Source organism: Vibrio jasicida 090810c (assembly GCF_002887615.1).
Classification (GTDB): Bacteria; Pseudomonadota; Gammaproteobacteria; order Enterobacterales; family Vibrionaceae; genus Vibrio; species Vibrio jasicida.
Genome location: NZ_CP025793.1, coordinates 1,158,161 through 1,181,257, shown reverse-complemented (window position 1 = coordinate 1,181,257; position 23,097 = coordinate 1,158,161). Strand labels below are relative to the sequence as shown.

Here is a 23,097-nt window from a genome sequence, read left to right as displayed (position 1 = left end):
ACGACTCAATATCGCAGTTTACTCACTACTGTTAACGGCATAGCGACAGAAAAGTTTAGTGTTAATTAATGTGATTTAATCACGCTGTCGTTGGCAACGCGATGACGTTCTCCATACACGCCTTCTTCACTTCTTACACCGCAGCTGATGATCATGGTGATCTGGTCACTACCACGTAACCCAAGAAGCTGCTTTACTCGTTTTGAATCAAAGCCTTCCATTGGGCACGTGTCGTACCCCTTTTCACGCATCGCATACATAAACGTCATCGCGGCTAAAGAAACACTCTTGTGCAAACAAACACGAATATCCGACTTACTGACTTCGCGAACCATTGGCTTATTGCGCCCCAACCACCAACTGTATAACTTGCGCACAACGCCACGAAGGCCAAATGCATCATTGTTGTAAACCATTGGAATCAGTTTTTCGTAATACTTAAGAGCGCGCTTAGCCGCAGCGTCGTCACGGTTTTCAAAAGCTTGACGCACAGTCTCTGCGTTGCGCTTGGCGCGCTCTTGCCAGTTATGAGTCGTAGCAACAAACACAACCAGTTCATTTGCCGTTTTCGCTGCATTTTGCCCCATACAAAATTCTGCAAGTTGTTCGCGTTTTTCAGATGAAATAACACGATGAAATTCCCACATCTGCATGTTGCTGCTGTTTGGGCTTAATGTTGTCAGCTCAAGGGCATCCGCGACATCACTGTGGTTAAATTCAGCACTGGCATCGTACTTACGTACAGAACGACGGGAGTGAACAATGGATTCAAAAGAAGGTTGGCTCATAACAGACTCAAAATAGAACAAAAAAGGGATCTTTACGTAATCGTCTTCCTCCTGCAAGCGCAAATACAAAGGCAAACACAAAATCGCGTCTGCCCTTCTTATTTCATTGCAGTTTAAAAAAGCGAATCTGATCAGAGAGGTTTATCGACATCTTCGCCAATTCATCGGCGGCTTGGTTGCTGTCTTGAATCATATTTACCGTCTGGTCAACTTGATCGCGAACAGAGACAACACTTTGGTTGATCATTTCTGCGGTCGCAGATTGCTCTTCTGTCGCGGCTGCAATCTGTGTGTTCAATGCATTCGTTTGATCAATATTTGATGAAATACTTAAAAACGCATCATTGGCAGAAGCCGATTGCTGCACAGTTTGTTCCAACATGTGCTGGCCTGCATCGATAGATTCAACCACTTGAGAGGTATTTTGTTGCAGCGTAGTAATACGATTCCCAATCTTTTCGACCGCTTTTTGTGTTTCCTGCGCTAATTGACGAACCTCATCAGCAACAACGGCAAAGCCCCGACCTTGATCGCCCGCTCGTGCAGCTTCAATCGCAGCGTTTAACGCCAACAAGTTCGTTTGTTCAGCTATGGTTTGGATAACTTCGGTAATGTCTGCCACTTCCGCAGTACCATTAGAAAGCGTCCCAACTTCTTGACTCATGCTTCCCATCTGTTCAGCAAGTCCACCAACTTGTTGCATCGCACTGTTCATAACACTCTGCCCTCTGTCGGAGACCTCCGATGCAATTTCTGCTTCCCGTGACGCTCCGTTTGCGCTTTGTGCTACCTCTGCAATCGCCACCGTCATTTCATTCACCGCTGTCGCTACTTGGTCAGTTTCCAATTGCTGGGACTGCGCATTGCTCAAGATTTCGGAATTTACTGCAGAAAGTTGCTCTGATGCCGAAGCAAGAAGATCGCTACAAGAGATAACTTCAGAAACGGTTTTATACAGCTGCTCTTCCATGTTATGTAACGCAACAAGCATTTCAGAAACCTCATCACTGCCTTTTGCATGCTGCTGCTCTACACTAATTTCACCTCGGCTCAATTTCTCCGCTACTTGCTTTGCAAAGATGACATTGTTCGTGATGTCTTTAGAGATAAATAGACACAAAAACGTCACTGCAGGTAAACCAATCAACAATGCCAAGGCTACATTCATCGTCGCTTGTTCTGTCGTTTGTTGAATTTCTTCCTTTAAAACATTCTGGTCATTAACTGCATCCAATTTTATTGCGTTGATTTGGTCGGCAATTTCAAAACCAATATCTTTAAGTGCATCCCAACGTTTATTCCTTGCTCGAATGGTTTCTGCAACACTGGATAACGCAGTTGAAAGGTGTCCAGTTAATTCGTTGAGTTTGTCTTGATCAACAAAATGAAGCTGTATCATGAATCTCTTCCAGTGATCCAGCTTCGCTTCAAATTGCTCATAGTCTTGCTCGCTGTTGGTTAACAAGTATTCCGTTGCTTCTTGAGTAAGCGCCTTAAACACCAAAGTCGCATCTGCTATCAAACCTCGCTCAGTTGTGTGTTTGTTCAAACGGCGCATGAGTTTGTTTTCTATCTCTTTTTGATAAGAAACTAAAGCATTCACATCGGTATTTCTTTTCGCCATTAATTGAGAAACTTCTCCCAAGTGCACCATATACTGTTCAAGCTGAGACGAAACCTTTTCAAAGCGCAACTTACGTTCATCATCCTCCGAACTTAATGCTTGCTTTTGCGCCTCGTCTTTAGCCAGATTTAACGCCTCCATTGCTTGATTGAAAAATAGGCGATCTCGGTTTGTTCGATAGGTTAATGCATTAACTCTTGCAGTTAGAAGATTCGCTTCGATTTCAGTTGCTTCAAATGCACTGCTATTAATCGATTGAAAGTGAATAAAGTTTGTATTGATTTGGTTGGTAGTAAGTACACCGACTGCGGTTATCGCAAAAAGCACCAAAATAACGGTACTTAAAATCAGGTAAAATTTGTGTTTTATTTTTTTAATCCTATTTAGCATTCCGCCTACTCCATAAGAACAGCAAGGAAGAAATAGTAAAAAACACGTTCCTTTACCGCAAATTAATGCCTTTCATGAAAAGGTGGCATCTCATTGTATTTTATAGGGTTTTAAGTTTTTGTAAGCTTTTTCCGACCCCAAAGAAAGAGACGGACGTCAATGCAACACTGCGAATCTTTCATCCTGCATCTAATTGATTTCATTATTTTTACTGCGACACCATCTCACAATTGAGACGACAAGTTTCAAATAGTGAAATTGTCATTTTCACCCGCTCGCCACAGATTTTTCCTACAATTCTTCCACATTAAATGACTGCTGAAGGGATGCGGCCAGTAAATTGAAATATAAGGTGAGGCATAAATATGAATAGCGTTCTTATTATCGACGACCAACCGTTATATAGTGAGGCTCTGGCTTCTCTCGTTCAAAGCGCATTTAAATCCGTGAATGTCGTTGAATCAACAGACAGCGCAGAGGTAATGGAGTTGATTCGTAACCAACCAATTGATTTGGTTATTCTGGATGTTGTGCTAGGTGATAGAGATGGTATGCGTTTAGCTAAGAATATTCTTGCAACTGGCTATCAAGGAAAGATCCTGTTTATTTCATCCCGTGATTATTCAAGTTTATCTAAAGCGGCCTTTGAGATGGGTGCACACGGTTTTTTGAATAAGAATGAGGCGAAAGCAACCATCATGGATGCGGTTCTCAGCGTAACACGCGGATATTCGATGTTTAAAGCGACGCACAACCAGTCCTCAGGTAACGTCACTTTATCGAATCGAGAAGCGATGGTTTTCCATTATTTAGCGCAAGGTTACTCAAATAAAAAGATTTCTGAGCAACTGTCATTAAGTGCGAAAACCATCAGTACTTACAAAACACGCATTCTGAAAAAGTACCACGCAGAATCCGTTGTTGAACTGCTCAACACCCTTCCTCAAGAAGAGTGCGGCAGCTTATGCTGTTAGACATTGACATACTTCGAGATGGCATCCGTCAGTAGCTGATGCATTGAATTGTAGCGATGAGTTTGTTTCATCTGTACCACCACTTTAGGGCGACCATCTGGGTAAAAGCTCTCTGGTACAGAGATAAAATTGAAACCGTTAATGGGTCTTTGGTATTCAAGCAAAATTGTCGCTGCACCTTGGTGTTTAATCGCCTGCAATAAGCTTGTGATATTTCCCATCGTTGCCACACGGTTAATGTTTATTCCGCTTTTCTCCAACGCGCGCTTCGTCACTTGTTCTCGATCCTTCCAACCATTCATTTCTAATAAAATGAAAGGAAGATCACACGCTTTCTCTAAATCGCTAATACCGAGCTCTTCCGGAACAACAACAACAGCTGGCGCATAACCAATAAATTGCTGATGGATTGACTTAGGATACTCTTCGTTGAAGTAGTGCAATTGCATGTCTACTTTATCTTCCAAGATATCTTCAATCGTGTGGTCGGTACTGCTTGATACAGTGATGTAAGCATTAGGGAACAAAGACATCAAATCCCCAAGCAAAAGGTGTCCAAATGAGTACTGAGCGGATTGAGGCAAACAAATCGTAATGCTCTTTTCGTATGAAAGCGGGTCAAACTCACGTCGAACTAAGCACGATTCAAGTTGATCAAGCGCCCCTGTAATTTCAGGAAGTTTACGCTTTAAATAATCCGTCGGTTCAAAATGATGTGCATGACGGATAAACAACTCATCCTCTAATTGTGTTCGCAAACGAGTGAGGTATTTACTGATCGAGGCTTCACTTTTACCCAATGCCTTAGCAACAGGTTTAAGTTGACGATGACGCTCTAACAGCACCAGTATTTTGAGGAGATTTAGGTCGAGATCTTTATTCACAGTGTGGTTACCAAGTAGAATCAAAGATTAAAGTTGTGTTTTTTATAATTAGTTTCGGCCAAATACAAAGAAAGCAGCCTTTGAATTAGCTGCTTTACTATAGAAGACCAAAGTCACGTTTTGGTCAAGTTTATCAAACTCTTATCTTTTCAATTAATAACAATATAGTCATTTACACTGATTTTCCCGTTTAAGACACAGTTTCAGAGTAACTACGATGCCGTTTTGTTTCATAAAGGTCCTCATCCGCGCGCATGATCACATCATTTAACGTCTCGTGTTCGTTGCTCATGGCAAGTCCGGTACTGACGCTTACATTAATATCTAAGCTTTTTAAACGGTTCTCTGTCACGGCATTTTGCAGCTTTTTGGCCAACATCAAAGATTTACTCTCGCTGCATCCTGGTAGAATCGCAATAAACTCATCCCCTCCAGTTCGAATCAAGTAGTCAGACACTCTAAACACTTTCTTCATCGCATCCGCAATAATCACGATCACCTCGTCACCAACATGATGACCATATTTATCATTGATGCGTTTCACTCTATCGCCATCAATAGCAACCACAGTAAACGGAGTCATTTTTATCTTATTCTTGAACGCTTGTTCCTTGAACACCTTACGATTGAACAAACCAGTCAATTCATCTTTGGTTGCATCACTGATTGCATTGGCTAATTGAATTTTGCTTTCTTTGGACTCTTGCGCCTTTGAATAGTATCCATAAATAGATACAAACATGATTAGGAACAGGAATCCGAAATCGATCAGTATTTTACTGAAAGGAAATTGATAAACGATTAAGTTGTTGTTATCCGCAACGTAGCTTTGTGTATATGCGAAGTCTGACCACGGGTAATGTGGGTAGTAAACAACGATGTGTTTGTTGCCGTTGTTGATATCCACTTTTAGGGCTTTCCCTTCGACCTTGAGTGAATCGAGAAAAATTTGCTCTCCAAATTCACCAACAATCTCGCCTTGGTAGTAAACAGGGCTAATCACACTAAATGCCCTACTCTCCGAATACGTCGTTTTAAAAGGTTTAGAAATGAGAATGCGATCGGTTAGCTGATCCTTCCATGCCGCGAGTACGCAAGAGTACGTTTGTTTACACCAATCAATATCAAAAGGTTCAGACAAGTTCTCAAGCTCTTTAATCGGATTCTCGAGAATCAATTTGCTCGCGGTATATGAACGAAAGTAAAGCACGACATCAATTCGTTCATAAACGTTTGCTAAATACCCTTCAGCCTCGTGCAGTACTTTCCGCGCAATCGTTTCGACATAGTCCAGTTCGCTGCCCGGCTCTAACGCGTAGATCGCATCTTGAAAACTGAATTCCGTCAGTTCATTAATCTCATGAGCTGTGGAACCTTCATAACGTGCCAATTCAGATTCCATCAATAGACCAAGTAAGGTGACTTTTTGCTTGGTCTTGGATATCCCTTGAGTGTAAATCTTAAACTGCTTCACTTCATGGGAGATCAACATCGCACCGATCATGGTCATTGAAGTGGTAAACAAAAGCGCACTAAAGAAAAAAGACAAATAAATATTTTTCAGGTTCATCCCTTACCCTTTAAGTATCAACGACTTTTGAAAGCTCCACGATGTTCTTCACGTTGAACTTATCCATGACTCTGCGCTTGTATGTACTAACGGTTTTGTCACTGATCGACAGAACATCGGCAATATCTCGGTTACTTTTTCCTTGTAGAAGTAACTTCATCACCGCGCTTTCTCGGCTTGATAACGTTGGGACATTTCGATGCTCTTCCACTGTTTGTTTGAACTTGAAGAATGAATACCCTTTCGCAACCGCCTCTATAGCGTCTTTTAAGATCTCGTGATTTTCGGATTTACAGACATAACCATCGGCCCCTGAACGGAATGCCATTTGACTATACATATGGCTAGTCTCAGCAGAAAAGAAAATCACTTTTCCGCTAAAACCATGGGATTTAATACGTTTATAAAAGTCGTAACCATCACAATCAGCAAGGTTCACGTCTAAGATAAGCAGCCCGATATCGCCTTCTTTAAGCATTTTTAAAGCGTCTTTTGAGCTTGTTGCCGTCATCACTTCATTGGCGATACCTAGGCTTTCAACAAGCGATTTAATGGCGATACAGACAAGTGGGTGATCATCAAAGATCAGGCAGTTTATTTTGTTCATCATTCTTTTAATTCAGTATTGTTATGGCTTCTAAAGGCATTGGTTTATCGATGTAATAACCTTGGCAAACATCGATCGTGTATTGGCGCATGGCTTGCAGCGTAATCTCGTCTTCCACCCCCTCTGCGACGACGCTAATGTTGAGACTTTTTGCTAGTGCACATATTGCGAGCACGATGTTTTTCTTTTTCGGGTCATTCACTAACCCCTGTATAAACGAGCGGTCTATTTTCAGTTCGTTAAAAGGCAATTGAGCGAGTTTTTCTAGCGATGACGAGCCAGTACCAAAATCATCGATACTCACCGTCACGCCATTCATTCTGAATTTGAGTAAGTTTTTGTAGAGTGCGGCGCTGGTCTGAAAAGTATCACGCTCGGTAATTTCTATTGTAAATTGGTCTGGGCTGATGCCGTTTTCGTAACATCGCTGAATAAACTGGCTTGCGAACTCGCAATCTTCAAGATTATCGTGGTCAACGTTGATTGAGACTTTTTGAGTGAGTCCACGATGCTTAATGTCGTATAACGCGTTACTAAACACGGCATCAAACAACTCGGCGGACAAATGACAACGTTCAACAATCGGCAAAAAACAATGTGGTGGTAAAACACCATAGATGGGATGAAACCAACGAGCCAGAGCTTCAAATCCGATAATGTCACCACTGTTCGCGTCCGCCAGCGGTTGGTAGTAGTTTTTGATGCGTCCCTCGCCAAGCGCAAACAAAAACTCTTGGTCTTGAACGTCTACGCATTGGTTAAATTTGGTGCTTTTGACTGGTTCTAGGTTCACTTGAGTCAGCATATCGATGACTTGCTGCTCTTCGTATGGTTTCAATAGCTTTCCAAGCACTTCAAAACTAAAGCTTTCACACATCGCACGCACGGCTGTCACTATCGTCAGCTCCATCGCACTGACTAGAACAACTTTGCCTTTGTAGCCAATTTGATTGAGCATCTCCATCATGTCGATGCCATCTTTCTCTGGCATCTGTAAATCACAAAAGATGACATCTAAATTGTTATGTTTCGCATGTGCTATCGCATCGTCGACCTTATCATAAGCAGCAACATCAACACCGTTACGTAATAACATCTGCCTTAACAACGTAATCTGTAGAGGATGGTCATCGATCACCATCGTGTTCAGTGGTTTATTCATGAGCTTTAATCCAGTGTCCTGCGAGGTTAACTTCGTGTTCTATCCGGTCAATAAGTCCTGTGACGTGCGAATCGAAATCCACGTCACTTGCCTGTTCGGCTTCAACACATAACTCAGCTAAGATAGTGACGCCTATCGCCCCTAACGCCCCTTTAATACCGTGAATAATTCGTTTCTTCTCTTGTTTACTTTCTGCCGCTTTTAAATTAGTTACGTCTTGCGTCATCGAGCTTTTAAAGACATTAGCGATCTCTTTTGCATCCTGTGCTCTAAACTTCTCTAGCCATTCAGGCCAAAGATTGTTTTTTTGTTCACTCAAGTAAGGCAGCAATTTCACCTTAAGCTGCTCAAGGTCGTATGGCTTAAAGAGAATGTCGTCGATCCCTATGGTTTTCGCTCGTTCGTTTGCCAGACGGGAATCCTCTGCGGTCACACCAATAACTGGGATTTTAGAAAGCTCCTCATTTGCTTTGAGCTTGTTCACCAATTCAAAACCATCCATCTCCGGCATATGGAAATCGGTTAATACCAAGGTAACGAATTCGTCCTGATTTACGTATTGCCATGCTTCTAAACCATTGCTCACAATTACGGGTTCTATGCCGAGTTCTCGTAGCTGCATGGTTATGACACTTTGGTTTATTGGGTTGTCCTCTGCGACCAAGACCGTACCGTGCTTCCAAGAGACCTTATCTACTGGCTTAATCGGCTCAACTGTCGGTGTACAACCTTGGCTCAACAGACTTAACAACGTATCTGGATATTTTGCTTCTACTGCGGTTAGTGAACATATGGCGTCACAACCGCAGTTCAAATTAAGCCCTTGGTACTTCCCTTCCTCAGAAAATGTTCCAGCAAGGCTTGGGGAAATATCGGTTGCTTCCATTCCCCATACTTCACACCAATCGCGAATATTGGCAGGCAATGTCGGCGAGTAGCTATATACAATAGAAGGTTGCGCTTTGGGTTTGCACAGCTTAACAGGCAGTTTAACCACGATGGTCGTCCCCAGTCCCGATTCAGAGTTAATCTGAAGGTCTCCGCCCATGCATTCCACAAGGCCATCAACAATGCTTAGCCCTAGGCCTGTACCCCCAAATTTACGAGTGATCGTATCGTCCGCTTGAACAAATGGTTGAAGAATCCCATCCAACTGCGCTTCCGTCATACCGATGCCGGTGTCGGCGATTTTTAGAATCAGTTGTTCTTGATTGAGCGCAATGCTAATCCGTATCTCACCATCAGAAGTAAACTTGACCGCATTTGATAAGATGTTCGTCGTAATTTGTACGAGTCGAACCGCGTCTACTTTTAACCAAGGGTTGGTAAAGGGTTTAACCGTCACTCGGTAATCCAACCCCTTACTCTGCGCTTTGGGTTCAAAACTACGCACAACATCGCATAAGGTTGTAATGACGTTGGTTTTTACTGGTGTCACTTTTAATTGTCCTGCTTCAAGCTTTGAATAATCCAGGACCTCGTCCACCAGCACGTTGAGGTGATTAAGAGAACGCATGGCTTGCGTGATGAGTTCTTTGTTGGTGTCGCTTCGAGTTTGACGCTCTAATAAGTCGAGTAACCCATGCGCCGCAGACAGTGGCGTTCTTAGTTCGTGGCTCATGGTCGCTAAGAAGTTTTCACGTGCACGCACTGCCGTTTGAGCTTTCTCTTGAGCATCGATCAAGGCAAACTCACGTTCTTTTTGTTCGGTAATATCTTGAAGAACCGTTAGGACAAATTTTTTCTTGCTGCTTGGTGAAAGGATGGTTTTTCGCTCGCGGTACACGTGCTGAATACCAACTTTGCAACCGGTAGATGCGCTAGTATCGGTAATGCGTTTACCTTCGATGACTTCTCGCAGTTCAAGGGCATTATCGACCAACGGTTTTGCGGTTTTTCGATCGAGAATAGTGCAACCATTGCATCGCCGATTGAGGAACAAAGAGCAGTTACTCATTTGAATCTGGTTGTCTTCACCATGGATGAATACAATGCTGTTTATCTCTTGAATGATCCCCATCAACCACTGCTTTTCTTTCTCTTCATTAGTGGCATTGAGCTCAGCAAGGTTCACTTTTAGTTTGAGGTGCGCCAATACGAAGTAAACGACGGCGAGAAGCACCGCAAAAATGACCGCGACAAACAGTACAATGGTGGTAATCTCTTCTTCATCATAGCCATAGACAAGGTTGAAATTGCGGTAAGTCCGGTTCAACTTGTCGATCTCTTTGGCATCAATCGTATCTATGATGCTATCCAAGATTTTCTTCAACTTGGTATTATGGTTGGCAACGGCAAAGGCAATCGACAACGTCAGGACATCCTTTTCGCTGATCAACAGTCCATCAATGTTATCTTGCGCAATCATGCTGTGAACAATATCGTCAGGCACGTAAGCCACATCAATTTCGCCGTTCTTGAGATCACTAAGAAGTAGCTTCAAGTCGTCATAACGAGTAAAGCGCTCTTCCTTCCATGAATCTAAGTTAACCAGTCCCTGTTTTTTTAAACTCATCAAAATGCCTGACTTCGCATCGTGAGGAGGATGATTCTCCACATCTAGCGCTTCAATCGCGACAAAGTTGTTGTGCATAAAAGGCTTAGTAATGAGCCAATCAGACGACCGAACATGATCAACATAAGCGACAGGAACAAGGTCAGAGGAAAACGCAGTCAATCCACTATCTAAGCTGTTCGTGGGCTCTATGTATTCAAATTTTAGGCCCGTTCTTGAACGAATTAGGTCGATGAAATCAGGCAGGAAACCATCTAGGCGAGCCGTGTGTGGATTGCGATAAAGAAACGGGAACGCTTCTTCGCTGCTGCTGTAGGTAATAGCTTTATTACTATCGAGATCACGACGGTACTCGACTAATAGTTTGTCGTTAACATGATATGGGTTCTTCGACGCGACCGAGCGAATATTCTTTCCGCGACGTTCCCAGCTCAAGATCTTATTGATTCGGTCAACCAAATCTTGGTTTGATTTTGAAGTGATAAAACTGACTTCTTCCTCGTTGAGCCAACTCGGAATGTCTACTGCCCCTTTTACAATATCGTTTTGGTCTAAATATTGATTAATGGCGACATACGTTGAGATAAGTGCATTTGCACGACCACTGCGTACAGCTTCAAATGCTTTTAGGCGCGTTTTTACTTCGCGTACTTTGGTTGCACCCGCCTCTCTAATGTAGTCACAATAGACACTTCCCTCGACACAAACCCACTGAAGCTCTCGAGGATCACGTTGATTATAGTTGCTATCGCGGTACCAGACCGCAATCGTGCTGGAGAAGAAAGGTTCTGAAAATAAGAAGTGGCTAATTCTTTCTGGTGTTTTGCTAAAACCTACCGCGCCATCAACCGTACCATTTTCGATGTCAGTTAACAGGGCAGGAATCGTGCTATAGGAACGAAGCTCCAATTTCAGTTCGAGGACCTTGGCGATGTTAGTCAGATACTCAAGGTTGATCCCGTAGAAAGCACCGATTTCATCCCCTATTTGGGGATTTTCTGAATGCTGAGCAATAACGCCAATAACAACCGTTTCTTTTGGCTCATCCGCGGCAAACGAAACTTTTGAAGACGCAATAGCAATGAATGCGAAAATGAATACGATGTTTTTTCTAAAAATGCTAAGCATAACTGGCTTCCACGACTTGGGAGCTCAGACTAATTTGCACAGCTTAAATGTCAAATTTCGAAACTTAGCGAATTAATTTTATCCTATTGATAATATGATAATTTTTAATAATTAGTAAGGACATTCTTACAACATTATCCACCTTGGACTACAACGAAATTGCGTTCACCATCTCATCATCAACAGAACGCCTTTCGCTCAAAAATCAAACAGAATAACATGCGCTATATTCTGAAAAGATAAAATGGACAATGACGTACATTTAAAAGCCACACCTCTATTTGCTCGTACTTGAAGCTCGATCGCATAGTGTGTGGCTATTAAGTTAATCCAAAATACAAGCAGGCTCTAAACAGGCTTGGTACTGATTCTTACCGCCCTTTTTCGCAAGATACATAGCCATATCCGCAGCGTTAATTTGGTCATCCAACGTCGAGTTATCTTCTCGCGCCCAATAACTCATACCGATACTTGCAGAGATATAGCAAGTGATATCGCCAAAGTAAAAGGGCTTCGCTAGGCTTTCTATGATGCGATTCGCGATCGGCTCACAACTCGAAGCCTCACGAACCGCAATCAAAAATTCATCGCCAGCAAGACGAGACACAAGATCCCTTCTCGCCACACAGTTGACCAAACGTTGAGCAACGGCTTTCAATAATTGATCGCCAACCGCATGACCGTATTGGTCATTAACCGCTTTAAATCCATCTAGGTCTAAGAATAAAATATGCTGTGAGGCACCCACATCATGCTTTTCCTGGAGTCGACGTAACGCTTTTGAGCGGTTGGCTAAGCCGGTTAATGGGTCATGGTTTGCTTGATAATTTAAACGTTTTAACTCGATGTCAATCGTCAAGTCCGTAAATGAGACCACAAACGCTTCTGCACGTCCATTTTCACTCTTCAAAGCGCGAACCTTCAGCTCACACGGCATCACACGCCCTTGTTGGTTTTTTACATCAACGTGCGTTTTGTAGTGACCCGTTTTCAATAACCTTAATTTAATCGCTTTCGTCACTTCAAAAGGTGAAAACAATTCTAGACCTTTTAATGCATTAACCTCACCAAACCACTGTGTCGCAGATTGATTTTGAGTTTGAACGCTTAAAGCTCGATTCAATACCAATATGGCGTCTTGGTTTTGATCAAACATTAGATCGAGTAACTTACGTCTTTGCTCCGATAGCGTTTGCTCCGTAATGTCTTGAAGCTGAATCAAGCTACTCTTTTCTGTGTCCATCGGGTTACAAGAGATCAAATAGCGCTTAGTCTTGTCAACACTACGAACTTCTAACCCTTTCACTGTAGTATGCGTATCGATTGCAAACAGGATACGCTCTACTTTCAACATAGGCTCGAAGTGACTCATCAAGAGGCTTCTCGCATCCGAATTTGATTCCATCCCTTTTAGCTCTTTTGCCGCTATAGGGTTGAAGTACGTCACCTGGTGATTTGACGAAACTACGAGTACGCAACGTTGCATTGCGTCGAGTGCACTATGGATATAACGGTTTTTATCTTCAACACGCTTTAACACTTGCGCCACTTGTGATTCACGTTCAGCCAGACTCATGGTCATTTCATTAAAGCATTCTGTTAGCTTACCAACTTCATCTTGATGATAAACTGGCAATGTTTTTCGGAGGACCCCGACACGACTCATATGCTCAACAGAACGATGCAACGACAGCAATGGCAATGAAATTAATGAGTGTAGTAACTTTGCCAGCGCCCACGCACACAACGAAAGTAAGAAAACGATAACGCCAAGCGATAACCACATTTTCCGTTCGTTTATTAATAGGTTCTCTAAAGAAACCCATATTTCGAGTGCGCCCAACTTCTCATCACCTAATAAGACATCGTTATGACGCATCACAACGTTGAGATGTGAACAAATCACCTGACGCTCTTGCCAGTGGCAACCTGCTGGCAGATCTTCTATCGACGCAATTGTTTTGTCATGCTGATTGATCACGACCGCGGAAATAATGTCAGGGTCGAAACTCAGGTTGGTCAGTTGCTCTTTTGCCGTGTATGCATCATCAAACATCAATGCCGCTTGTAGCGTGTTCGCCACCCCTTGGCCAAGAATATCAACACGACGCTCCAACGCCTTTTCTTGTGCAAGTACCACGTATTGAATCGCGAGCGTACCAAGACCAATGACAATAAGAGTAATCATTAGCCATGTAGGCAACATCATCTTATGCCTTAAAGGCAAACGAGCGAGACGAGAACGGATCATGGCGCGACCTCATCTTCAACCAATAAGGAGATACTCAATAGTTGGGCACGCAGTTGTATCTGTGTTGGCGCGACGTGACTACGAGATACCATAGGACGAATACGATTGTTTACCTTAACAAAGGCGACCATGCCCCCTATTTTCACGAACTCTTCGCCATTACTGATCAACAACGAATGAGGGTATTGATCGCGCAACAGTAAGATTTGGGACTTCTTTGCTTGCGGTATGTACAAGATATGGCAGGTGTTCGGCGTCACCGGATTTGATAAATCATAGTAACGAGATAACTGCGGCTTACGAGCAACGATGTTTTTAAGGTGCTCGCCAACAGAGTCACTTTCAGACACACAATACTCAACTGGGGCGATGGATTCTCCCGTCGCTATCCAATCGGCGAGCAAAGCAAAACGATATAAATAAACGGCTTTCAGATCCGCATCATCGTATTGAGCAAAGGCAAACGTCGCGCTGAGCAGTGCCCAAATCGCTATTACCCATTTCACTGCTGAGCTTCGCTCAAACCGTTTTACCATTGAGCGTAGTTCCAATCGAGCGTTAGCCAGTATTGCGTTCCATTAGCGAAAGGGTTGTAGTTGTTGGGAAACTCTTTGCTTTGGTCTGCACCTAGATTTTCTACCGACGCTGTAATTTGTGGCAAACAATCGTTGTATTGCCAACTTACCGATGCATCAAAGGAAACCACTTCCGGCCAATTGTAGTCTTTATTCGCTACGTTAACCGGATTCAAAGCCGACTCGTAATCATCGTGTAACTTAGATTCAGAAACATACTGACCAGTCACACTGACCCACCATTGTGGCGTGATGTCCCACATTACCTGTGCGTTAACAAAATGATTCGGTTCATTTTCAATCATACGTTTCACGGCCTTGTTGTTAGAGCAAATAGCGCCCTCACAATGGCCAACAATACGCTTGTAACTGTAATTGGCGTTTATTTGAATGTCTTGACGAGGTTGCCACTTCACAGAAACCTCTCCACCAAAACTTTCACTCCAGATCGGATCAACTAAGCTGGATGTGTATTGCTCTACAACAGTACCAACCGTGCCCGGTGATGAGCCACCAGTAACAATCGCTTGTGTCGCAGAATCCGTTTTATAAACACGAATATTTTCATGACGAGTATAAAAGCCACCAATATTGAATTGCAGTTTGTTCTCATCCCACAAACGGTATCCAAGCTCGTAGGTCGAGACTGATTCTACATCTAGGTCTTCATTCCCTTTTAATAGGTAACTGTAATAGTAGTCATAGTAATTACCGTCGCTGAACTGTACGTTTTCCATATAATGGTTTTCACGCATATACGTGTTCAGTTCCAATCGTGACGGCGTCACTATTGCTTTACCCCAACCCGCCCACAATCGTTGGTTATTCGCGAGCTCATAACTCAAACGCACCTGTGGTTGTGGATCGACATGATGAGTAAGGTTGTTGTATTGCCAGCGATTACCTAATGTCAGTTTGGTTCTCTCGTCCAACGGAATACTCCAGTTGGCATACAGACCATACGATTGGTTGAGAAAATCTGGACTGTCCGATAAGCGCAAATAAGGCATCGTCATTTCATCGTGTTTATCGAAAGTTCCAAACTGTTCATCAATAAGCCGAATATTGGCACCAACAGTAAACTCGGTTCCCCATAGATTTGAAAAGGTATAATGGGAGTCTAGATCTGTTCGGAAAAATCGCGCATTATCGTGTGAAATGTCGTTAGAGCTATAGGTTAACCAAACTTCATTTTCCCATCGGTCTCCGCTAGGACGATCAAAAATATGATGGCCCCCAACAAAGTACTCTTGCATGGTCATTTCGGTTTCATAAAAGTTGACCGGTTCTGCTCCGGGCATGACAAAGTGAGGCTGATAATTACCCCAGTTGTAGTCTTCGCGAGAGCGAATACCACCAGCTTGTACACTCAACGTGTGTTCATGCTTTTGATAATCTAATCGGCCACCAAAGCGTTCAGTGTATACGTTAAAATGTTGCAGCGGAGCCACGCGAGCCTCATCACTTGTCCAAGGCTTGTGATCAACAAACTCACCATAAACACTGTAGTTGGTGTACTCACCAATTGATCCTGCATGATGCAATTGATATTCACTGTAGCCATAATTACCAAAGCTTGCTGACACCTTCCCTTTTGCCGAGCCTTCTGCTTCTTTAGTGATGACGTTGATGACTCCTGTCACGGCATTACCACCCCACACTGTCCCAACCGGGCCCAGAACGATTTCTATTTGGGCAATGTTGTCCATGCTAACGGGAATTAAATCCCAATTAACACCGGATGACATTGGATTGAACACACTGCGGCCATCTACCATGACCAACATCTTGTTGTTAAGTGTTTCATTATTGCCACGCACACTGACCCCCCAATCGTAATTGGAGAACTTGGCGACATGAAGACCAGGTGCCAAAGATAATGCGTCAGCCACAGAACGAGCACCAGAGCGTTGGATCTCTTTGGCTGTAATCACATAAACCGAAGCTGGCGTGTCCGCAAGGGATTGAGAGGTACGAGTTGCCGAAACAACTTTTGTGTCTGCTAACGAGCACAGTGGCATCTCTAGCAGGGAATCAAGATCATAGTTAGCATCAGCTGGAGCAACAGCTACAAAAGTGGATGCAATCACGAGGTTTAACGACAAACGCATATGGGTTTTCTCAACGTTTGAACGCTAAATATCAATGTTATGGGGAAGAGGTTCAAACGCTAATTTACAGTATATCTATATGAGTACAGTGTACCATTTGCCCTAGTGTGGTTCATTTTAAACCAACGCCAATTACGCTGAGTTATTTTTGTCGAGACGATTAATTGATGTGCCAGATAGTGAGTATAATGGGTGTTGGATGTAGAGAGTAAAAAGCGCCGAATGGCGCTTTAAGTTCACAATCTAATGCTAGACATTCTATTCACGGCAGGACTAACTAACAAACTGTAGTCCCATCTCCCAATCAGAGACTTTAACAAAATTAAGCGTATCTACATTGTGTTTTTTAAATGCCTTAACCACACTTTCGTTGACCATTATATGAGAGTAATCGCTATACTTAGGCATAAAAACCAATCGCTCTTTCTCGGCTAAAGCATCCAGCTTATCAGTATCTAAACTGTACTTGTCAATAGTGTGTCTTGTCTCTTCAGGATCAAAATCATCAATATCGCATTCTTCTAAGTTCAACACATCCATTTTCTCAAACACGTTAAACACCCAGTACTCTTCGTGATATTTCCCCGAATCATCAACAATAACTGCTGGGAACAACTGGAAATATTCGTTTTCAACTTTGCCTAGTGACTTTTTAATTTCGTCCGTTATGACCGGGTAAGTAGAATCTAAATGAACTTTTTTTAACGGTCTTGATACGCCACGAGCTGTATCTTCTTCACGATAACCGTTTTCAAAAAACATCGGTTCGCTACCACTTAATTTAGTAAATTCATAGTCCCTCATTGAAGAGTGCTTTTGAGGCTTTAGATATAAGGTGTTTTCATCATACTTCTCGAAAACAATATAGTACTTTTCGTTGTAATGGTTCATTTTCCTACCTCTGGAATCCATCTTGTACCTCTGAATTTGATTGTTTTTTTATTCCCCCTCACTGCCAATGGATTATGATGCAAAGGCTTTAGTACATAGAAGTAAAGGTTGTGCCACCGGCAAGATCTTTTTATTTATCTATGTTGCTGGAAGGGATAGGAACGATCGGCTTGCCGTCCTTCGGAAAAAACACTTAAGAAGGTGTGTTTACATGATTTATAGATTAAATCTAGTATTAAATGAACAAGCGCCTTTCGGCGCTTATTGTATTTGACTTAGCTGGAAATAGATCACAAGCTTAACTGTCTATGCATTACCGTTACTGGTTTACAGTCAATTAACGTTTTGACTAGAGATTCAGATAAATACAACCCACTTTCATCATTCGATAATATTTCATGTTAATTACCTATCTGCGTTTTGTTTCTCTCGAAGATGAGAAGAACCAGTATTGCTTTTTGCTACAGAAGTACACCTACTTTGTCATATAAGCGAAGATTCAGAGAAGCAACAAACCTATAAATCACCGAAGTCATCATCACTAAACATTGCAGCGGGTCCCCACTGGTCAACCCTTATAAAACCAACACCGGTAAGATTTGCCGCTTTAAGAGCATCGACAACTGTTTCATGGAACAAAAACTTAGGATCTTCATCTAAGGTAAATACCAAACGCTCTTCAACGGGGATTTTGTCTAAAACCGTTTCATCTAACGACAATGCTTTTAAAAAAAAGTCATTTTTTACATATATCCCATCAATGACTGAACGGCCTTGATGTATAGCTCTATAGTTATTCCAAATATGCATCATAAAATAATTAGGCCAGACTTTGTCACCGTTAGTCACTTCTGTTGGATAAAAATCGACCCCCTGAAGGTCAAATGGTAATAAAGCCTGTCTAAATTTTTCTGATACCATTTGTTCTGAAATTTCATGGTAATCACAAGGGGAGAAATTCTTCTTGTTTCCTTCAAATACTCTAACCTTCCCTACGCCTGTTACTTCACGTCTTAGCGAACGTGTAGCCATTAAATGTCTTAATCCTTTATCAGATTCTTCAGTCTGCCCAAGCATATGAAAACCGGCATGGCCAGACTCACACAGTAAATAATACTGGTTATCGTATTTCATGTATTTTCCTATTCTAAGCATCTTTAGAAAGTGTTGGCTTTGTTCATGTCATTTGATCGGACAGGCAACATACGCCCTCGCCTTCAAACTTAACGGTTGGTGAGGCTGAGATGAATTTTGCTTCGGCTTCTATGGTGCCGGATGCGACGCCTTTTTTATCGCCGCCCGCTTCACCAATACTTTTTGAGAAATGTGCATCTACATAATTTTTCGATTAAATCTTATGCCAATGAAAAAGCGCCTTTCGGCGCTTATTGTATTTGACTAAGCTGGGAAATAGCTCACAAGCTTAACTGTCTATGCATCACCGTTACTGGTTTACAGCTAATTAAAGCATCAACTAAAGCTTCAGATAAATACAACCCACTTTCATCATATGTTATGTGAGAAATGCTATCTGATGACTGCCCTTTCGGAACAGCATGAATGAATTCATACCCATAATTTTCTTTTGATGAGACACTCACCATTGCGTGGTGTGACTCAAATACTTCATCTAGGTCCAAATCATCACTTACATATAGCCCTGGGTATATTGTAAAGTCGAAAAGAAGGTCTGGAGTTTTAAGTAAGCTATCTACTTTTACATTATGTGAGAAAAGCTCTGACCCTAAGTATGTTTGTTTTATCCAGTTCATTTACACCACCTTCACTTCATTAAAAGCAACGCCGGTAAAGCCATTGGATTCAAACAATTGCTTTACTCTTTCATTAGCAATGATATGGTCAGGGCACTCAGAACAACGAAAGATGTCATGCATAACATTAACTTTACTCAGCTTGTCTTTATCCAAAACTGTAAACATCAGGTCTTCATAAGCTTCATAATCTTCATTGAAGTCCTCCGCCTCGGACTCGCTGATATTTAAAACTGGATAACGAGCAAAGACATTCATAAACCAGTAATCATTGTAAATAGTACCATCTACGTCCACCTCTGCCGGAAGTAACTGAATGCCAGTAATTTGTTGCGATAACAGTTGTTGAACTACTTTTTTATGAGGCAAAAAGTCAATTGCTTTCAACATATCAGACATTTGACGCTGCTCGTAAACTTCATCAACACTTACCTTTATAGGAGTAGTGTAAGCCTTAATATTAGGGTTGTAGATATCATGGACACGATACCAAACCTCTTCTGTAGAAAATGACGCCTCATCTTCTATAAACTTCCACATCATTCGATAATAGTTCATCTATTTACCTATCTTCGTTTTATTCACTCTTGGCAAAGGCGCTACATTACCGCTTATATCACGTAAATCATGGCTTGTTTCACTTAACCTATGAATACATGCCCCATGCGTAATCAACTTTTCTGATTCTTTAAGTTGGTTACGGCATCCTTTGTTACCAGAAAGATAGTCATCTCCCCATTTTTCCGGTCTAGAAATAACCCCTTCTTCAGGCCGTTTACCACCAACATTCTTGTTCATCCTCTCAAGAACTTTTTTAGATATTTCTTCAACTAATTTATGCAGCGTATTCCGATCCCCCTTACACGCTTTGCCTGCTTTAATTTTGGTTTCAAGCTTCTTGAGACGGGTTTTCACAGATTGTGTATATGGATCAGGGTGGTTACTATTGTGAATCTGGACACCTAAATCACAGCCAAGTTCTGGAAGCATAGGCAGTACAGTAATATTATGCTTTTCATTAAGATCATATCCAACTTGAGGTAAGAACTCAAAAAGGAAGTGGTTTCCCTTCATTTCATTAACTGTAATAATGTGATGCGCAGCAAGAATACCGCTTGGTGCGCTCTTTCCATATGCCTTAGTCCCTTTAATATGACGTGGTCGAGTGTAGGAACCATTCTGTTTGTCATAGACCAACCTGTACCAAGGGTGGTTATATTGACTGCCATACCCTAAGAATTTCCACGGATTATGCTTTTGTTCTTCAGTTGTGGCATTTTTAAAATTTCCACCTCTTTTTGTATACCCATAGTTTGGGTGGCCTTTTTCATAGAGCTCTCCCTGATAGCCTTTCTCTGCACTACAGTACTCGTCGCCCTCATCGGCCGTCTTCTTGCTTTTCTTCTTACCACGCTTTTTGTCTTTAGGGCGAATAGGCTTTCCACACAGTGAACATTTCCCACGCTCCAGTTTAGTCTCATCGTCTTCAGGCTTCTCTTTATGGTTATTTTTCGAATGCTTTTTGCCTGCAACCACATTATTCAAAGCTTTTAATAAAGGCTCTGCTACTTTACCAGCCGATCTCGCTGTCGTTGCACCTGTCAATAAGACAGCCATTGCGGGGCCACCGACACCGCCAGCGGCAGTACCGGCAGCAGTCCCGCCAACTACTATTGCTCCATCAATACCCTTTTGGGTCGCTAGGGATAGGCTATATTTCACCGCTTCATCTGCAGGTAATGCGTCCAGATATAGCTGAGGAATAGTTAGCAGATATTCTCTAATTTCCTGATCAGAAATGATAAGAAGTAGTCGCTCCATCGCTTCAGTTGCTTCTTGTAAGTACAGAGCCCCTCGATCAACTCGCTTTAACGCTTCTTCTAGCTCATCAATATCACCGGTCGTAATGGCATAAATTAATACGCTGAGGTCAATATCGAGCGCATCTAGGTAATCGCCAATCTCGCCAAAGTCAGGCACATAGTTTGTTACACCATCTCCCACCCCTTCGATTGATGACTTAGCCATTTCCCAAACGTATTCTGTCGTCGACGCACTGTCTAACTCGGCTTTTCTCGCTCGAAGTTCGTTTAATTCTTCTTCAGTTTGCGCCTTCAGCTCTTCAAGTAATTCTTTCTGAGGACTTGGTTGGGTAGCATTGTAAGCAATGGTTTCTTTTACAAGATAATCGGCATACTTTTTGATTTCCTCTTTTAGTACGTCTAACTGTGCCGGACGATCCGCTTCGGCTTTGGCTGCTTTATCTCGGTCACCGAACTCAATTTTCGGCACTTCGTGCTGAGGAACCCCATAAACACTTGCGACCCCTTTACCATTAAGTAGGCCTTCGAAGACCTCACCACTACTATAAGTGAGTTTATAAGGTACATTCGATACTGGTGTTTTTTCTTTGTCGTCGTAACACAACTCCAATGCAAAAGGTACTGGTAATGTTCTTTCTGCGTGTACGACATCTGATACTTTTTCGGATTGAGTCGTTTGTCCATTAGAAAAGTTATTCACGACTTTTGGCTTTGCACCGTTAGAAATCAGTTTTGAACTTTTCTCTTGCAGCTTCTCCATACCTGAAGCGGTGATATCTGGTAGTTTTGCTTTTACTTCGTTGGCACTTTTTGCTTGAACCTGCAACGTATCGTAAGCAACTTGATACCCTTTCATCGAAGCGTATTTTGACAGAGTATCAAATCGTTGAACGACTTTGCTCAGTATGGTGTCAAGCTGCCCAGAGACTAACTTTGTCCAGTCATCCCAGTTTAATTCTTTTAAATACTTCTCTGAATCACCGTAACCTTGCTGCCTCAAAAGAGCCAGTATATTGTTGTGCGATTCATCTTCATGTATGGAATGTAATAAGTTAAGCGTTACACCGTTTTTATCAATGATTGGCGCGACTTGAGCTATCAATTCGTTTGCTACTACAGAATAATCATCGTTTGTGCCAAATAGTAGCGCGATATTTTGCGAGATATCATTCGCTTCTTTCTCTGTTAACTCATACTCAAAGTGCGCTCTGACTTCCGTTGCTAACAGTGAGATAAAGTCTTTATCTGAACCTAAGTTTTCGTCAAAAACACCCCAAGTACTACGGACGCTGTCGACACTTCTAGGCTCCCAAAACGGGAGTTTTTCTTTTGCACAATGGGCAAAAAGTTCGTCATCGCTCCACTCATATTTATGTCCATTTAAGCCACGAGATGTTTTAGCTTCATATTTTCTTGAATCTTCCTCGTAGACGACATAGCACTCACCTGGGGGTAAAGAGGACACACTACTGCGCCCATTAGAATCAAGTATTCCACTTCCTATTTCAGCATTATTCCCGTCAAAAACCTTAAACTTCGCATTAGCAAGAGGTTCTCCATCAGGATAGCGGCACTCTATATCCAGCGTATACGTCCCTTCCTGCACTTCCGTCACAGAAACCGATGGGTTTTGTGCGCCACTAATACACATGGTGTTGGCTTTGTTCATGGTCATTTGATCGGACAAGCGACATACGCCCTTGCCTTCAAACTTAACCGTTGGTGAGGCTGAGATGAATTTTGCTTCGGCTTCTATCGTGCCGGATGCGACGCCTTTTTTATCGCCACCCGCATCACCGGTACTTTTTGAGAATGTACTGCCTTTGATTGCGACACTGTTGCCGCCATCCATAGAGATAGTCGTTGTACCACCTGCAAGGTCTGCCGATTTAGCATTGTTGCCATAAGGGATAGGAACGATCGGCTTACCGACCTTCGTTAAACAAACATCTGGGAGCGTTGCATTCGCTTCACCACCTGAGCCTTTATGAACTATCGAAAGTCCATTTGCACCAACTGTTACGCCCATAAC

The 23,097-nt window shown here is 42.4% G+C and carries 16 protein-coding genes and 1 pseudogene; 1 reads left to right on the top strand and 16 read right to left on the bottom strand.

Going from position 1 to position 23,097, the window contains the following annotated elements; genetic code table 11:
* Positions 1–65: 65 nt before the first annotated feature.
* Both C1S73_RS22765 and C1S73_RS22760 read right to left on the bottom strand, forming a co-directional pair.
* Positions 66–788 carry a nitroreductase family protein gene (locus C1S73_RS22765; protein WP_038867773.1) on the bottom strand — a complete coding sequence of 241 codons (723 nt, stop codon included), beginning with the start codon at positions 786–788 and terminating at the stop codon, positions 66–68.
* Positions 789–891: 103 nt separating this feature from the next.
* The gene (locus C1S73_RS22760; RefSeq protein ID WP_038867775.1) at positions 892–2,802 is read right to left on the bottom strand and encodes a methyl-accepting chemotaxis protein; all 1,911 of its coding nucleotides are present in this window, start codon (positions 2,800–2,802) and stop codon (positions 892–894) included.
* Positions 2,803–3,167: 365 nt separating this feature from the next.
* Between C1S73_RS22760 and C1S73_RS22755 the strand changes: the two genes are divergently transcribed.
* Positions 3,168–3,776 (top strand): response regulator transcription factor, encoded by a 609-nt coding sequence (locus C1S73_RS22755; RefSeq protein WP_038867777.1) that lies wholly within the window; start codon positions 3,168–3,170, stop codon positions 3,774–3,776.
* Here C1S73_RS22755 and C1S73_RS22750 read toward each other — a convergent pair.
* The 14 genes and pseudogenes from C1S73_RS22750 to C1S73_RS22685 all read right to left on the bottom strand — a co-directional run bounded on the left by C1S73_RS22750 (position 3,773) and on the right by C1S73_RS22685 (position 23,094).
* A complete protein-coding gene (locus tag C1S73_RS22750; protein WP_038867779.1) occupies positions 3,773–4,660 on the bottom strand; it encodes a LysR family transcriptional regulator in 888 nt (295 codons plus the stop codon). The genes C1S73_RS22755 and C1S73_RS22750 overlap by 4 nt on opposite strands.
* A gap of 190 nt (positions 4,661–4,850) precedes the next feature.
* Positions 4,851–6,230, bottom strand: a complete 1,380-nt coding sequence (locus C1S73_RS22745; protein ID WP_038867781.1) for a diguanylate cyclase — start codon at positions 6,228–6,230, stop codon at positions 4,851–4,853.
* 10 nt (positions 6,231–6,240) lie between these two features.
* The gene (locus tag C1S73_RS22740; RefSeq protein ID WP_038867782.1) at positions 6,241–6,840 is read right to left on the bottom strand and encodes a response regulator transcription factor; all 600 of its coding nucleotides are present in this window, start codon (positions 6,838–6,840) and stop codon (positions 6,241–6,243) included.
* A gap of 4 nt (positions 6,841–6,844) precedes the next feature.
* The gene (locus tag C1S73_RS22735) at positions 6,845–7,999 is read right to left on the bottom strand and encodes an EAL domain-containing response regulator (RefSeq protein ID WP_038867784.1); all 1,155 of its coding nucleotides are present in this window, start codon (positions 7,997–7,999) and stop codon (positions 6,845–6,847) included.
* Complete coding sequence (locus C1S73_RS22730; RefSeq protein ID WP_038867786.1) at positions 7,992–11,642, bottom strand: ATP-binding protein; 3,651 nt, start codon at positions 11,640–11,642, stop codon at positions 7,992–7,994. Before C1S73_RS22730 ends, C1S73_RS22735 begins: the two co-directional genes overlap by 8 nt.
* 325 nt (positions 11,643–11,967) lie before the next feature.
* Complete coding sequence (locus C1S73_RS22725) at positions 11,968–13,893, bottom strand: diguanylate cyclase domain-containing protein (RefSeq protein ID WP_038867789.1); 1,926 nt, start codon at positions 13,891–13,893, stop codon at positions 11,968–11,970.
* A complete protein-coding gene (locus C1S73_RS22720) occupies positions 13,890–14,429 on the bottom strand; it encodes a YfiR family protein (RefSeq protein ID WP_038867791.1) in 540 nt (179 codons plus the stop codon). The genes C1S73_RS22725 and C1S73_RS22720 overlap by 4 nt, the downstream gene beginning before the upstream one ends.
* Entirely contained in the window at positions 14,423–16,579 is a 2,157-nt protein-coding gene (locus C1S73_RS22715) for a TonB-dependent receptor plug domain-containing protein (protein ID WP_038867793.1), read from the bottom strand. Before C1S73_RS22715 ends, C1S73_RS22720 begins: the two co-directional genes overlap by 7 nt.
* Before the next feature lie 273 nt (positions 16,580–16,852).
* Positions 16,853–17,491 carry an imm11 family protein gene (locus C1S73_RS22710; protein ID WP_328586936.1) on the bottom strand — a complete coding sequence of 213 codons (639 nt, stop codon included), beginning with the start codon at positions 17,489–17,491 and terminating at the stop codon, positions 16,853–16,855.
* Between the two features lie 495 nt (positions 17,492–17,986).
* Positions 17,987–18,604 carry an imm11 family protein gene (locus C1S73_RS22705; protein WP_038867798.1) on the bottom strand — a complete coding sequence of 206 codons (618 nt, stop codon included), beginning with the start codon at positions 18,602–18,604 and terminating at the stop codon, positions 17,987–17,989.
* A gap of 29 nt (positions 18,605–18,633) precedes the next feature.
* Positions 18,634–18,794: pseudogene (locus C1S73_RS22700) on the bottom strand (PAAR-like domain-containing protein); the annotation flags it as partial.
* Between the two features lie 91 nt (positions 18,795–18,885).
* Positions 18,886–19,242 (bottom strand): hypothetical protein, encoded by a 357-nt coding sequence (locus C1S73_RS22695; protein WP_038867800.1) that lies wholly within the window; start codon positions 19,240–19,242, stop codon positions 18,886–18,888.
* A complete protein-coding gene (locus C1S73_RS22690; RefSeq protein ID WP_038867802.1) occupies positions 19,243–19,800 on the bottom strand; it encodes an imm11 family protein in 558 nt (185 codons plus the stop codon).
* Positions 19,801–23,094, bottom strand: coding sequence for a PAAR-like domain-containing protein (locus C1S73_RS22685; protein WP_038867804.1), 3,294 nt, complete (start codon positions 23,092–23,094; stop codon positions 19,801–19,803).
* Between the last annotated feature and the right edge of the window lie 3 nt (positions 23,095–23,097).

Coding starts and splice junctions, on each gene's coding strand:
- C1S73_RS22765 (WP_038867773.1), bottom strand. CDS start 788: ATGAGCCAACCTTCTTTTGAATCCATTGTTCACTCCCGTCGTTCTGTA.
- C1S73_RS22745 (WP_038867781.1), bottom strand. CDS start 6,230: ATGAACCTGAAAAATATTTATTTGTCTTTTTTCTTTAGTGCGCTTTTG.
- C1S73_RS22760 (WP_038867775.1), bottom strand. CDS start 2,802: ATGCTAAATAGGATTAAAAAAATAAAACACAAATTTTACCTGATTTTA.
- C1S73_RS22715 (WP_038867793.1), bottom strand. CDS start 16,579: ATGCGTTTGTCGTTAAACCTCGTGATTGCATCCACTTTTGTAGCTGTT.
- C1S73_RS22710 (WP_328586936.1), bottom strand. CDS start 17,491: ATGGATTCCAGAGGTAGGAAAATGAACCATTACAACGAAAAGTACTAT.
- C1S73_RS22720 (WP_038867791.1), bottom strand. CDS start 14,429: ATGGTAAAACGGTTTGAGCGAAGCTCAGCAGTGAAATGGGTAATAGCG.
- C1S73_RS22685 (WP_038867804.1), bottom strand. CDS start 23,094: ATGGGCGTAACAGTTGGTGCAAATGGACTTTCGATAGTTCATAAAGGC.
- C1S73_RS22735 (WP_038867784.1), bottom strand. CDS start 7,999: ATGAATAAACCACTGAACACGATGGTGATCGATGACCATCCTCTACAG.
- C1S73_RS22690 (WP_038867802.1), bottom strand. CDS start 19,800: ATGAACTATTATCGAATGATGTGGAAGTTTATAGAAGATGAGGCGTCA.
- C1S73_RS22755 (WP_038867777.1), top strand. CDS start 3,168: ATGAATAGCGTTCTTATTATCGACGACCAACCGTTATATAGTGAGGCT.
- C1S73_RS22705 (WP_038867798.1), bottom strand. CDS start 18,604: ATGAAATACGATAACCAGTATTATTTACTGTGTGAGTCTGGCCATGCC.
- C1S73_RS22730 (WP_038867786.1), bottom strand. CDS start 11,642: ATGCTTAGCATTTTTAGAAAAAACATCGTATTCATTTTCGCATTCATT.
- C1S73_RS22740 (WP_038867782.1), bottom strand. CDS start 6,840: ATGATGAACAAAATAAACTGCCTGATCTTTGATGATCACCCACTTGTC.
- C1S73_RS22725 (WP_038867789.1), bottom strand. CDS start 13,893: ATGATCCGTTCTCGTCTCGCTCGTTTGCCTTTAAGGCATAAGATGATG.
- C1S73_RS22695 (WP_038867800.1), bottom strand. CDS start 19,242: ATGAACTGGATAAAACAAACATACTTAGGGTCAGAGCTTTTCTCACAT.